Annotated in this window: 16 protein-coding genes and 1 tRNA gene; 8 read left to right on the forward strand and 9 right to left on the reverse strand. The window is 68.7% G+C overall.

The genetic code is table 11. The features are described 5' to 3' along the window. The first annotated feature begins 6 nt into the window (after positions 1 to 6). Together AB0I15_RS24975 and AB0I15_RS24980 are read left to right on the forward strand one after the other, a co-directional pair. Complete coding sequence (locus AB0I15_RS24975; RefSeq protein WP_358099938.1) at positions 7 to 756, forward strand: hypothetical protein; 750 nt, start codon at positions 7 to 9, stop codon at positions 754 to 756. Positions 757 to 1766: 1010 nt separating this feature from the next. After that, positions 1767 to 2045 carry a hypothetical protein gene (locus AB0I15_RS24980; RefSeq protein ID WP_358099940.1) on the forward strand — a complete coding sequence of 93 codons (279 nt, stop codon included), beginning with the start codon at positions 1767 to 1769 and terminating at the stop codon, positions 2043 to 2045. Between the two features lie 89 nt (positions 2046 to 2134). Here AB0I15_RS24980 and AB0I15_RS24985 read toward each other — a convergent pair whose 3' ends face one another. Both AB0I15_RS24985 and AB0I15_RS24990 read right to left on the reverse strand, forming a co-directional pair. Further along, complete coding sequence (locus AB0I15_RS24985) at positions 2135 to 2299, reverse strand: hypothetical protein (protein WP_358099943.1); 165 nt, start codon at positions 2297 to 2299, stop codon at positions 2135 to 2137. A 46-nt stretch (positions 2300 to 2345) separates the two neighbouring features. Then, positions 2346 to 2612 carry a hypothetical protein gene (locus AB0I15_RS24990; protein WP_358099945.1) on the reverse strand — a complete coding sequence of 89 codons (267 nt, stop codon included), beginning with the start codon at positions 2610 to 2612 and terminating at the stop codon, positions 2346 to 2348. Between the two features lie 949 nt (positions 2613 to 3561). Here AB0I15_RS24990 and AB0I15_RS24995 point away from each other — a divergent pair. Genes AB0I15_RS24995 through AB0I15_RS25005 form a run of 3 tightly spaced genes read left to right on the forward strand, consistent with a single transcriptional unit; the run spans position 3562 to position 4906 of the window. After that, the gene (locus AB0I15_RS24995) at positions 3562 to 4053 is read left to right on the forward strand and encodes a DUF2975 domain-containing protein (RefSeq protein ID WP_358099948.1); all 492 of its coding nucleotides are present in this window, start codon (positions 3562 to 3564) and stop codon (positions 4051 to 4053) included. After that, positions 4053 to 4274: a helix-turn-helix transcriptional regulator gene (locus AB0I15_RS25000; protein ID WP_358099950.1), complete on the forward strand. Its 222-nt coding sequence runs from the start codon at positions 4053 to 4055 to the stop codon at positions 4272 to 4274. The genes AB0I15_RS24995 and AB0I15_RS25000 overlap by 1 nt, the downstream gene beginning before the upstream one ends. After that, positions 4271 to 4906 (forward strand): tyrosine-type recombinase/integrase, encoded by a 636-nt coding sequence (locus tag AB0I15_RS25005; RefSeq protein WP_358099953.1) that lies wholly within the window; start codon positions 4271 to 4273, stop codon positions 4904 to 4906. Before AB0I15_RS25000 ends, AB0I15_RS25005 begins: the two co-directional genes overlap by 4 nt. A gap of 27 nt (positions 4907 to 4933) precedes the next feature. On the opposite strand, the gene AB0I15_RS25010 is transcribed toward AB0I15_RS25005, so the two are convergent. Together AB0I15_RS25010 and rlmB are read right to left on the reverse strand one after the other, a co-directional pair. Continuing rightward, positions 4934 to 5006, reverse strand: a tRNA-Thr gene (locus tag AB0I15_RS25010). Between the two features lie 20 nt (positions 5007 to 5026). After that, positions 5027 to 5992, reverse strand: coding sequence for a 23S rRNA (guanosine(2251)-2'-O)-methyltransferase RlmB (gene rlmB / locus AB0I15_RS25015; protein ID WP_358099956.1), 966 nt, complete (start codon positions 5990 to 5992; stop codon positions 5027 to 5029). Positions 5993 to 6228: 236 nt separating this feature from the next. Here rlmB and AB0I15_RS25020 point away from each other — a divergent pair, with 236 nt between their 5' ends. Beyond that, positions 6229 to 6732: a SigE family RNA polymerase sigma factor gene (locus tag AB0I15_RS25020; protein ID WP_358099959.1), complete on the forward strand. Its 504-nt coding sequence runs from the start codon at positions 6229 to 6231 to the stop codon at positions 6730 to 6732. Next, positions 6729 to 7901 carry a hypothetical protein gene (locus tag AB0I15_RS25025; protein WP_358099961.1) on the forward strand — a complete coding sequence of 391 codons (1173 nt, stop codon included), beginning with the start codon at positions 6729 to 6731 and terminating at the stop codon, positions 7899 to 7901. The genes AB0I15_RS25020 and AB0I15_RS25025 overlap by 4 nt, the downstream gene beginning before the upstream one ends. Here AB0I15_RS25025 and cysS read toward each other — a convergent pair. Together cysS and AB0I15_RS25035 are read right to left on the reverse strand one after the other, a co-directional pair. Beyond that, a complete protein-coding gene (cysS, locus tag AB0I15_RS25030; RefSeq protein ID WP_358099964.1) occupies positions 7898 to 9289 on the reverse strand; it encodes a cysteine--tRNA ligase in 1392 nt (463 codons plus the stop codon). The two genes, AB0I15_RS25025 and cysS, sit on opposite strands and share 4 nt — an antisense overlap. Before the next feature lie 43 nt (positions 9290 to 9332). Further along, positions 9333 to 9719, reverse strand: a complete 387-nt coding sequence (locus AB0I15_RS25035) for a PPOX class F420-dependent oxidoreductase (protein ID WP_358099967.1) — start codon at positions 9717 to 9719, stop codon at positions 9333 to 9335. 56 nt (positions 9720 to 9775) lie between these two features. On the opposite strand from AB0I15_RS25035, the gene AB0I15_RS25040 reads away from it, so the two are divergent. Continuing rightward, positions 9776 to 10747: a DUF2637 domain-containing protein gene (locus tag AB0I15_RS25040; protein WP_358099970.1), complete on the forward strand. Its 972-nt coding sequence runs from the start codon at positions 9776 to 9778 to the stop codon at positions 10745 to 10747. Between the two features lie 105 nt (positions 10748 to 10852). On the opposite strand, the gene AB0I15_RS25045 is transcribed toward AB0I15_RS25040, so the two are convergent. The 3 genes from AB0I15_RS25045 to ispF all read right to left on the reverse strand — a co-directional run bounded on the left by AB0I15_RS25045 (position 10853) and on the right by ispF (position 12171). Then, the gene (locus AB0I15_RS25045) at positions 10853 to 11122 is read right to left on the reverse strand and encodes a GlsB/YeaQ/YmgE family stress response membrane protein (protein WP_358099973.1); all 270 of its coding nucleotides are present in this window, start codon (positions 11120 to 11122) and stop codon (positions 10853 to 10855) included. A 98-nt stretch (positions 11123 to 11220) separates the two neighbouring features. Continuing rightward, a complete protein-coding gene (locus AB0I15_RS25050) occupies positions 11221 to 11517 on the reverse strand; it encodes a GlsB/YeaQ/YmgE family stress response membrane protein (RefSeq protein ID WP_358099976.1) in 297 nt (98 codons plus the stop codon). 183 nt (positions 11518 to 11700) lie between these two features. Beyond that, the gene (gene ispF / locus AB0I15_RS25055) at positions 11701 to 12171 is read right to left on the reverse strand and encodes a 2-C-methyl-D-erythritol 2,4-cyclodiphosphate synthase (RefSeq protein WP_358099979.1); all 471 of its coding nucleotides are present in this window, start codon (positions 12169 to 12171) and stop codon (positions 11701 to 11703) included. Between the last annotated feature and the right edge of the window lie 16 nt (positions 12172 to 12187).

Genomic DNA, 12187 nt, shown 5'->3' on the forward strand with positions numbered 1-12187 from the left:
AGGCCTATGAAAAAAACGATCACGGCCCTGGCGGCCTGCGGCACCGCCCTGCTGGTGGCCACCACCCCCGCCCAGGCGGCCGCCCCCAAGAACCCCGTCCAGGCCCTCAAGGGCAAGCTCACCTCCGGCCACGGCGTACGTTTCACCGAGACCACCACGGTCTCGGGCGGCGGAAAGGCCAAGCTGCAGTCCCGCAAAGGAGCGTTCCAGTTCAACGCCAAGGGCATCGCCGCCTCGGACATCAGCACCAAGTCACCCGCCTCCGAGGACGAACGAACCATCAGCGTCGGCAAGGTCAGCTACACCTCGGGCGGCATGTGGACAGACCGCCTCCCTTCGGGCAAGACCTGGTTCCGTACCAACGGCCTGCTGGGCGGCGCCGGCGGCTTCTACGGCCAGGTCATCAACCCCGCCGAGCCGAAGACGTTAGCCACACTGATCAAAAAGGGCCGGCTGTCCGGGAGCACCCTCACCGGCAGGATCACTTTCAAGGAGCTCGAAAAGGTCTCCCCCTGGTTCGGCGCCTCGATCCCCTTGCGCATGAACAACGACACAAAGGTCTCCTACACGCTGACGCTCACGCCGGCGGGCCTCGTGAACCGGGTCAAGAGTTCGTACGCGGCCACGGGCGTCCTGGCCAACCGCGAGTTGGCCGGCAAGACCGTCACCATCGACAGTCGCTTCACCGGCTGGGGCGCCAAGGTCTCCATCAAGGCCCCGGACCCGGAAACCGTGGAAACCAAGGTGAGCGAATAACCGCGCCCGGCTGAACGCGTACCCGCCGTCTCAGCCCGGAGTTCCCTCGCTACCCACGTGAGGGAACTCTCCGCCGGCCTACGCTGACACGCGTGCCCGCACGCGAACTCCCGAACCCGGCCCTGCCAGAACTGTCCGCCTTATGGCACTCCCAATGGCCGCACTGCCCGCCCGTCGGCTACGAACTGCGCTATGAGCGAGACCACTGGATACGCTTCCACAGCCTGCCGAATTCCAAGCGCCACGCGACGACGAAAGCCGAATATCCAACGATCCTCCCCCACCACACACCGTCCTGACGGAGATTTTCGCCGGCCGGCAGGTGTACGTCACCACCGTCACCTACGTCAGACCGGCTTCTCCGGAATGAGCACGGCAGCTAATTGGACCACGTGAACCCGTTGGTGGAAACCGGACCTCCACCGGACTCTTCACCTATTGCATGGGCCGGGCTCGCGAGTGCGATAGCGGCACCAATGATCGCCGCGACGACAAGCACCTTCTTCACCTTGATCCTCGACCCCACGGAACACCTCCGAATACGAAATCCCAGGCGATCCTGGCGCCGCCAAGGATCTACGAAAGCGATAGTACATAGACAATCAACCCTCGACAAGCATTACTAGATTCACCGTCAGAATTACGCCCGACCAAGCAAGCCGATTGGCCTTCTGAATTGCAATGAATTTCGCTCTGCCAGAAGGCCGCACAGAACTCGGACCGCGTCCGAGCTGACGGAGGCTACCGCGCGCAGCCGGACCGTCCAGCATCTCATCACCCTGGTCGCTTGGGTGGGCAAGGACGGCTGTGCGTCCGCCGCGCCACCGATCTGCCGCAGCTCAACCTGCTGCTCGCCTGGGCAGAGAAGCTGCGCCTGACCCGCACCAGCAAGGGCCGGCTCTTCCGCGTGGCCAAGGCCGCACCCCTGCTGCGCGAGCCGGAGCGCTGTGGCGGCGCACGTTCGAGGTGCTGCCGGAGCGGGGGCGGGTGGTCACGGTGCCCGTCGCAACATGGCGGCCCGAGCCCCTCCTGGCCGAGATCTTCGACGAGACCTGCCGGACGTGCTCAACTCCATGTACGGGCCGGACGAGATGCCGATGGTCCGGCTCGAAGGGACGGTGTGTCTGGCCTGCCAGGAGTATTTCGTTCTCGGCCAGGAGGAAGAGCACCTGCGTGATCTCTGGTGCCGCGAGGCCACCCGGGACCTGGGGCGCATGTTCGAGGTCCTGTCCGAGCTCTGGGGCCGTGGAGCTCGCCCGCGGGCCCGCCGACCCCCTCTACGCGAGTGACCTCGACCACGACGACCAGCCCCTGCCACCGGACGCGGTCGAACGCCTGCGCACCGCCCTCGCCGAGCCCGACCTCCCGCTGGTCCGCCTCACCCCCGCTCGGTGTACGCGGCGTCCGCGACCGCCTCCTTGCCGAGGGCCGCGACGCTCCCCTCATCGGCGAACTGGCCACCGCCCCGCCGGCCGAGCCGCTCGGGGTGCTCACCCAGCACTATCCGCCGGAGGACGCCGTCGCGGAACTCCACCCCGGCCACGCGGGGATCGTCCTGATCCCAGAGCTCCGCCCAGGCCGCCAGCGCCTCAGGCAGGCCGGAAGCCGTTCGGCTCGACCAGCACGGTCCACTCCCCCAGCGCCCCGGCCAGCGCCACGCCCGGGTGCATGGGCAGAGCATCATTGGCGGCCTGCACCGTCTCCTTGCACGTCCGCCCGCCCCAGCTCTCTTCTCGCCCTCCCACCGCCGCAAGCGCCTCCGTGGCAGGCATGTTCACCATCCAGGTGACGCATAACGGCACGGTCAGCGTCTCATCCACCAGCCGGCCGTAGTGGGCCGGCGTCTTCGAGTCCAAACGGCTCTCCTCACGTCTGCCTTGAACGGCCCGGCCTACCGGGAAAACGGTAGACCGGGCCAAGACCCATGGCCGTCTGCATCGAGAGGATCGACCTACACGTCTGTTACATCGGTCGTGCTCGCGGGATCAATCGGAAGAAGCGACTGCGTCTCCAGGAGATCGGACCGGCGGCGGACTGGGCGCTCACGTGCTCCGCGCACAAGACGACGGACATCAAGCGGTCGACGTCGGTGGCGGGTACATCGATGCACTCCACGCAGTCGGAGGAGATCCACCAGGGTGTTGATTCTCAACAGTGGAGTGTCTGCTTAGCCGGAACGCACACCACCAGTTTGGAAGAGTTCGGCTCATGATCCGCTGACATGCTCCGGCTCTGGTCAAAGGCCATGCGGCCCTGCCCACGAGTCATCGTGACTTCCCCTTGATCACCGTCCCATCGGGCACGCAACGGGCACGCGCACCCAATGGCGGCTTGTACAGGGAGTCGCTCCTGTGCCGCACCCGTCGTCATGGGGCGGCTGTCACGCTGCAACACCCCCATCGACCTGTAACTCCCAACCTCGCCCCCTGCCCGCTGTCGCGGCGGGCCCCCGCCACCACCATTTGGTGGCCTGCCGGCACCGTCGGCTCATGGCCACCAAACAGTGGTGATCACACCTGCGCCTCGCATCGGATGCGCGCCGTGTGTGGCCGGCCCCTCCCTGTTCAAGCCGACCTTTGGCAACCATCCGCGCCGACGGGAGCCTTGGCAAACGTCGGGGCTTGAACAGCAGGAGGTTGCCGTCGACTTCGGCAAGATCAAGACGGTTCGCGCGAACGCCCATGCCATGGGAGGGGCGACAGCGCCCCGCTGCCGTGCGAAACCGCCGCCAACCCTCCGCCCCGCCCTTGCTTAACCTATCGAAATTCAATAGGTTTTCATCGCAACTCGATGGAAGGATGAGCCATGGGAAAGCTGGCAGTGCGTGCGCTTCGCGCCGTGCTCGTGGTGGTGCTCACCGGCACCGTGTTCGTACAGGCATTGATGGTGTGGGTGTTGGCCAGCGGGAGCGACCCGGAGGACGGGTCGCTCGCGCTGACCCCGCTGCGCGTGATCACGATCCTCGGCATGGTGACGGGTCAGGTCGCCATGGTCAGCGTGTGGCGGCTGGTGACGATGGTGCGACGCGGAACCGTGTTCTCCCACGCCGCCTTCCGGTACGTGGACGCCGTGATCGGCGCGATCGTGGCGGCTGCCCTCCTGTGGTTCGCGGTCACGGCCCTCAATGCGCCGGGCCAGCGGGACGACCCGGGCGTCACCGTCATCATGGGCGGGATTGGCCTGGCCATCCTGGGGGTCGCGCTCATCGTGCTCGTGCTGCGGATGCTGCTCGCCCAGGCCGTCGCGCGCGACGTCGAAGCGGTGCAGATGCAGGCCGAGTTGGACGAGGTGATCTGATGCCGATCGTCGTCGACATCGACGTGATGCTGGCCAGGCGGAAGATGTCCGTGGGCGACCTCGCGGAGCGCGTAGGGATCACGCCCGCCAACCTGGCGGTACTCAAGAATGGCCGCGCTAAGGCGGTGCGCTTCACGACGCTCGCCGCGCTCTGCGTGGTACTCGAGTGCCAGCCGGGCGACCTGCTGCGCTGGGAGGCCGAGGACGCCACGGGCGGATGACGTGCCCCGCTGCTGGTCGGGTGTGGACGTGCGCCGTTGTGTGCCTCTGTTGCAGTCTTCATGACCCTCGATGTCGTCGGCAGAGTCATGGACCGCTGGAAGGGTACGCGCGAGCACTTCGGCGGACGGCACTTCTGGTACTCCGAGCTGATCATCATCCGCGAGCCGAGCTTCGCCTCGATGATCGATGCCGTGCGAGAGTCGGGGCGATCAAGCGCCACAAGGGCCGCCCACAACCAGGAGCGTCTCAAAGCAGGCGAGGACTGGACAGAGCACGGTCTGATATTCCCAACCGCTTTCGGCGACCCGTCCGAACCCGGACACGTTCTCGCACCCGTTCTCCCGCCTGGCCAAGAAGGCGACTCGGCCATTGGCATCCGCACGAGTTTCGCCGTTCCGGCACGTCGCTCATGCTCGCCCAGGGCACTCCCCTCCACGTCGTGTCAGAAGCCCTCGGCCACGCCGGCATTGCGATCACCAAGGACGTCTACGGTCACCTACTCGAAAGCGACCGGCGCGCGACAACGGAGCCCATCTCCACCGCTCTCCTGGGGAAACAGCCCCCGGTGGCTCCCGAAGACGCCGAAGACACCGGCCGAAGACCGGAAAGCAGAAGGCCCCTGACGGCGTAATGCCTGTTCAGGGGCCTTCTGTTGCAGAGCCGACGAGGGGAATCGAACCCCTGACCTTCTGTTTACAAGACAGATGCTCTGCCGATTGAGCTACGTCGGCACGGCCTACCAGTGTAGACGCTAGAGGCGCCTGTGACGAGCGACCTCATACAACGCCACCCCAGCCGCCACACCAGCATTGAGCGACTCAGCCGCCGCCTGCATCGGGATGCGGGCCACCACGTCGCAGTGCTCCCGCACCAGCCGCGAGAGCCCCTTGCCCTCCGAGCCCACGACCACCACCAGCGGCTCCGACAGCAGCTCCACATCGGCGATGTCGGTGTCGCCCGAGCCGTCCAGGCCGATCACGAACAGGCCGGCCTCGCGGTATTCCCGGAGCGCGGCCGTCAGGTTGGAGGCGCGGCCCACGCGAAGGTTGGCCAGGGTGCCGGCGGAGGTCTTCCAGGCTCCTCCGGTGACTCCGGCCGAGCGGCGGGAGGGGATGAGCAGGCCGTGGGCGCCGAAGGCGGTGGCCGAGCGGGCGATGGCGCCCAGGTTGCGGGGGTCGGTGACCGAGTCGAGGGCCACGATCAGGGGGACTTCGGCGGCGTCTTCGGCGAGCGCCACCAGCTCCGACGGGTGGGCGTATTCGTACGCCGGGATCTGCAGCGCGATGCCCTGGTGGACGGCGCCTTCGGTCAGGCGGTCGAGCTTGTCGCGGGAGACCTCGAGCAGGGCGATGCCGCGCTCGGCCGCGGTCTTGATGGAGTCGCGTACGCGGTCGTCGTTGTCGATGCGCTGGGCGACGTAGAGCGCGTTGGCCGGCACCCCCGCCAGCAGCGCCTCGAGCACGGGGTTGCGGCCACCGATGTATTCGGGTGCGTCCTCCGAGCGCCGCTGCGGCCTCGCGGGGCCGCTGCGCCGCCCGTCGCCACGGTCTTCACGGGCGATGCGCTCGCTGCGGGCCTTGTCCTTGTACCAGTGCCGCATTTCGGCAGGCGGAGTCGCGCCTCTGCCCTCGAGCGACCGGCGGACCTGACCCCCGGTGCCCTTGGCCGGGCCCTTTTTCTTCGCGGGCCTGCCCGATGCCCTACCGCCTGCTGCCATGCCAACAAGAGTACTCGGGCCACCACACACCTCAGCCCACTCCACCAACCTCCCGTATTTCGGAAAGCGGGCCCGGGAACGGCCACACCGGCCGTCCGAAGCCGCCGCCCGCAGGGCGGGAACACATCGCCCCACCTCGCTTCAAAACACGCCCGTCCAGAAATGTCAGGGTGGTTCAACAAATCTCCCTCCGAGCCCGTCTCTGGCATGACCGACCACGGAAAGGCGAATGACAAGTGGATGACGACTCCCGCTTCGCGGAGTTCGTCGCCGAGCGGGCCAACGCACTACTCCGGTACGGCTACGCGCTCAGCGGCAACCCGCACGACGCGGCGGACCTGACCCAGGAAGCCCTGGTCAGGCTGCACCGATCATGGGAGAGGGTACGCAGCAAAGAGGACCCGGAGCGCTACACCAAGGTCATCATGGCCCGGCTCCACATCAGCATCTGGCGCCGCCGCCGCCGTGAACGCCTGGCCTGGGCGCTGCCCGAGACGCCCCTCCACGACGTCCTGCCCTCCGACGCCGACCAGGGACTCTGGCGGGCCCTCGAAGGGCTGCCGCGCAAACAGCGCGCCGTCCTCGTGCTCCGCTTCTACGAGCAGCTCTCCGACGCCGAGATCGCCGACCTCCTCGGCATCTCTCAAGGCACGGTACGCAGCCACGCCTCCCTGGGCCTGGCCAAGCTCCGTTCCGCGATCGCCGCCCGCCGTACCCCCGCCAAGAGGAGCGCCCCATGACCAAGGAACTGGAAGACGACCTCGGCCGGGTCATCGGCCGCGCCGCCGAGAGCGCGCCGCGGGCGCCGAGCCATTTCTCCGCGCACATCGCGCGCACCTCCAGGCGGCGCCGCACGCGGACGCTCGCCGTCGCCACCGCGCTGGCCGTGGCCGTCGTCGCGGGCGGCGTCACGGCCGCGGTACGCGATCTCGGCGAAGACCGGCCCCAGATAGCCGTGAACCCCCCGGCCACCACCGCACCCGACCCCGTGGAGAAGGTCTGGCCGGACGCGGTGTGGAAGATCCCGGCGAAGCTGCTGGCCGGCCGCAAGCCCAGGCCCATCATGTTCGTCGACGACCGCACGCTCCTCGTGGAGACCTGGGAGAGCTTCGAGAAGGCCGGCGCGCTCTACGCCTACGACCTCGAAACCCGCCAGATCCGCAAGATCACCGACATCCGCACCCCCAAGGGCGTGTACGCCTCGGGCTACACGGTGGGCGCTGGACAGGTCATCTGGACGACGATCGAGAAGAGAAGCACCCGATTCTGGTCGGCGCCGCTCGAAGGCGGACAGCCCAGGGCCATCACCACCGACGACCCCATAGCGGGCTCCACCGACCAGACGGCGGTGACAGGCGACAAGCTGGCCTTCTCCCTCACCGGCGGCGGCGTGTTCACCGTCCCTCTGGCGGGCGGCGGCGTGACCCCCGTCGCGGGCGCCGACCGGCACCACATCCTGCGCTGGCCCTGGGTGGGCACGCCCGGCGAGCACACGCAGGGCGACGAGCCCGCCTTCGAGGAGTTGCTCAACGCCGAGACAGGCGAGACGAGCAGGGCCGTCGTCCATCCTGGTGAGCAGTTGGTCCGATGCGGCGTGACCACCTGCGCGGGCCTGCGGGCCGACGACTCACCGTTCTACCGGCTGCGCGACGGCTCGCAGGAACGCGGCCTCGGCCAGCCGGGCATCTCGGGCGTCGCGCTCGACCGCTTCACGACCGCTCTGCTGACCGGGCCCACCCGTGTGCAGACGCTGGTCGACCTCACCACCGGCAAGTCCGGCGACCTGGGCCTGCGCCCCGACGCCAAGGGCCAGATGACCGCCGTCCAACTGGGCGTCACCGAGGTGCCGACAGTGGTCTATCGGCTCGGCGACCAGTTCGTGGTCATCGATCTCACCCGGATCCGCTAGCGGCTCAGCTCCCACCGAGCCCCATGCGGGGTGTCCTCGACCGTGATCCCGGCGGCGGTGAGCTGGTCTCGGATGGCGTCGGCCGCCGCGTAGTCCTTGCGCTCCCGGGCCGCCTTGCGCTGCTCAAGCGCCACCGCCACCAGCGCGTCGACGACGGGAGACAGGTCGGACCCGGCGCCACGCCACTGCGGTGAGCGCGGGTCGAGGCCCAGGACGTCGAGCATGTTCTGGGTCTCGGCCAGCAGCCGCGCCACGGCCTCCTTGTCACCGCGCGACAGCGCCACGTTCCCCTCGCGGACGACCTCGTGGACGACCGCCAGCGCCTGCGGCGTGCCCAGGTCGTCGTCGAGGGCGTCGGCGAACGCCTGCGGCAGCGGCGCGTCGGCGTCGACGTCGTGGATGACCTCGGCGGCCCGCGTCACGAAGCCCTCGATCCGCTGGTAGGCCGCGGCGGCCTCCAGCAGCGCCTCCTCCGAGTAGTCGATGGAGGAGCGGTAGTGGGGCGCCGCCAGGTAGTAGCGCAGCTCGACGGGCCGGACCTTCTGCACCATCTCGGGGATCAGCAGCGAGTTGCCGAGCGACTTGCTCATCTTCTCGGCGCCGATCTTGAGCATGCCGTTGTGCATCCAGTAGTGCGCGAACCCGTCGCCCGCGGCCTGCGACTGGGCGATCTCGTTCTCGTGGTGCGGGAAGATCAGGTCGATCCCGCCGCCGTGGATGTCGAACGCCGGCCCCAGGTATTTGGTCGCCATGGCCGAGCACTCCAGGTGCCAGCCGGGACGCCCGGGGCCCCAGGGGGTCGGCCAGGTCGGCTCGCCCGGCTTCTCGCCCTTCCACAGGGCGAAGTCGCGGGGGTCGCGCTTGCAGGACTCGTCGTCGGTGTCGCCGGCGCCCCGCATGTTCTCCGGCTTCTGGTTGGACAGCGAGCCGTAGCGGTCGGCGTAGGAGGGGACGTCGAAGTAGACGTCGCCGCCGGACGCGTAGGCGTGCCCGCGCTCGATCAGCCGCTCCATCAGCGTGATCATCTCGGGCACGTGCCCGGTGGCGCGCGGCTCGACGGTCGGCGGCAGGCAGCCCAGCGTGTCGTAGGCCCACGTGAAGGCCCGCTGGTTGCGCTCGGCCACGACGAACCAGGGCACGCCGTCCGCGGCCGCCACCCTGATGATCTTGTCGTCGATGTCGGTGACGTTGCGGCAGAACGTCACGTCGTAACCGGATCGCGCCATCCAGCGCCGGAGCACGTCGAAGTTCACGCCCGAGCGGATATGCCCGATATGCGGAGGAGCCTGCACGGTTGCCCCACACAGGTAAATCGACGCCCGGCCGGCTTCGACCGGAACGAATTCACGGATGGCGCGCGCGCTGGTGTCGTAGATGTGCAGGCTCACGAAGGCAAGGCTAACGCCTCAGGGCCGTCATCAGGTCGATAAATCAGCCCCGCAAGTGGACCCTGTCGGGGGAAATCCGTACGATCAGCCGCTCGACGCCCGGCTTGTCCTCCCATGGCTGCCCCCGGTACTTCTGCGACAGCTCCTCGATGAGCGCGCCCTCGGGGTCGGGCGTCAGGGTGACGCGGCCGCGTACTTCCACGTACCGGTACGGGTCGGCGGGGTCGATGACCAGCAGGCTCGCCCGCGGGTCACGCTCGAAGTTCCGCGGCTTCCTGCGTCCGCGCACGGTCGAGAACAGGACGTCGTCGCCGTCCGTGCGGACCCACACGACGGACGACTGCGGCCCGCCGTCGGGGTTGAGGCTCGTCACCGTCGCGTAATTCGGCGCGTCCAGTAGATTGCGGACTTCTTCCGTCAGCTCGGCCATCTGGGCTCTCCCTCGATCGGTCTTGATGACCATTCTTCTGTAGGCTCGAAACCGCCATGGACGTGACTCCCCCCTCTACGCTCCGTCGCCTGGGCATCGCCCTGGCGGGGCTCGCGGTCGCCGCCCTCACCGGGGCCGCCTGCGCGCTCTCCTTCGACGACCTGCGCGCGCTGGCCATCACCGGCGAGGGCAGGCAGGATCTCGCCTTCCTCTATCCGGCGGCCTTCGACGCGCTCCTGGTGGTCGCGCTGGTCGGCGTGCTGCTGCTGCGCTCGGCCAGGATGCTGGTGCGCGTGCAGGCCGCCTTCGTGCTGGTCCTGCTCATCGTCGCCGCGGCGGCGGTCAACGTGGCCACGGCGGTGCGCTTCACCTTCGACGTGCGTCCGACGGCGGTGGGCGTGGCCCTGGCGCCCTGGGTCATGCTGGCCCTGGCGCTGTGGCTGTGGTTACTGCTGATCAAGCACGTGCAGGCCCACCGTGACTCCCGTCGCACCGGCGACGAGGAGGAACAGGACCTGGTGCCGTTCCATCGGCCCCTGCCCGAGCCCCAGTCCCAGTCCCAGCCCCAGCCCGAGACTCCGCGCCAGGCCGAGACACCGCCCCCGCTCGTCACGGAGGCGCCCGTGCCCGTCCTGGAGCCCACCCCGGTGGTCGGCCCCACCGCCGCTCCTGAGACCCCGCCGGTCTCGGCGCGCGTGTCCGAGTGGCCCGTGCAGGAGGAGGAAGAAGAGGAAGAGCCGGCGGCGCAGACGCGGCCGGTCCGCTGGGGCGACCGGGTCAAGCCGACCGATGTCCTGGTCCACCCGCGTTCCGGGAGCAAGGACGAGGACGAGGACACCCAGCCGCATCCCGTCGTCGAGGACGACGACACGCCCGGGATCCCCGACCCCGGGCACGGACCCGAGACGGCCGACGCGGAAGAACGCCGGGAAGAGCTCGAGGACACCGCCCCGCACCCGGTGATCGACGACGGCACGCCGGCTCCCGCGGGCCGCCTGCGCAGCACCCCACGCCCGCCTGAGGACTGAAGAAGGCCCGCCCGGGTGATTCCCGGGCGGGCCTCGTGTGTCCCGCCTGGCTCGATGACGCGGATCGGGGTCCTTCACCCGCGCACCGGCTCGACGTCGATGCCGCTATACACGGTGACCGCGGCGCAGCCCGGCGACCAGGCCGACACCGACGATCGCGAGCACCACCTGCATCACCAGTTCGATCCAGTCGATGCCGGGCGTCGTCTCCACACCGAGGACCTGCGCGAGCAGCGTGCCCACCAGGGCGGCGATGATGCCGACGACGATGGTGAGGATCCACCCGATGGCCTGTCTACCAGGCAGCAGCAGTCGACCGAGGGCGCCGATCACGGCGCCGATGACGATGGCGCCCAGGATGGATTCGATGGTCATGATATGAAACCTCCCCGTGAGGGTGAGCGGTTCATCCTCACGGGGTTGCTCGCTACCCGATCTACGGCATTTATGCGCCGAAATTACGAACGAGCAGGTTAGGTCGTTGTTCTGTCAGTGTGCCCGCCGTGCCCGCGGCGCCCCATACCCATTCGGGTGACCAGGAGCACGCCGATGACGGCCAGCGCGAGCTGGAGTATGTGTTCGAGCCAGTCGATCCCTTTGGTGTCGGCCCAGCCGAACGCGTGCGCGATCAGCGTGCCGATCAGGGCGGCCACGATGCCGACGATGAGGGTGAGGCCGATGGACATGTTCTGCCTGCCGGGCACCATCAGCCGGGCAAGCGCACCGACGATGGCGCCGATGACTACCGCGGAAACAATCGCGCCGATCATGTGTAGCTCCCCCCGAGACGTTCACATGTCATCGGGACACATACCCTCTGAACAGGCAAACTACCCATGAGAAGGCGGCGGCTCGTACCGCGCCAGTGACGAACCGCCGCCTCCGAACTCGGCGGGCTAGGCGACGACCCGCCGGGACACCCTCACGCGTCCCTCAATACAGACGCCCGGTGCTCAGGAAAGGTTGACCACCAGGGCGGTCGCGATGGCCGCGACGCCCTCTCCGCGGCCCGTCAGGCCCAGTCCGTCGGTGGTGGTGGCGGACACGCTCACAGGCGCGCCCACGGCGGCGCTGAGCGCCTTCTCGGCCTCCGTACGGCGTGGCGCCAGCTTGGGCCGGTTGCCGACCACCTGGACGGCCACGTTGCCGATCTCGAAGCCCGCGGCCCGCACCTGGCGCGCGGTCTCCTCGAGCAGCGCGGTGCCCGAGGCGCCCGCCCATCTGGGGTCGGCGGTGCCGAACAACCCGCCCAGATCACCGAGCCCGGCCGCGGACAGCAACGCGTCGCAGGCCGCGTGCGCGGCGGCGTCGCCGTCGGAGTGACCTTCGAGCCCGATCTCCTCCGGCCAGTGCAGGCCCGCGAGGTTGAGCTCACGGCCGGAGTCGGCCGAAGCGAACGGGTGGACGTCGATTCCGACGCCCACCCGTGGAAGATTCGTG

The organism is Nonomuraea sp. NPDC050643 (genome assembly GCF_040654715.1).
Lineage (GTDB): Bacteria > Actinomycetota > Actinomycetes > Streptosporangiales > Streptosporangiaceae > Nonomuraea.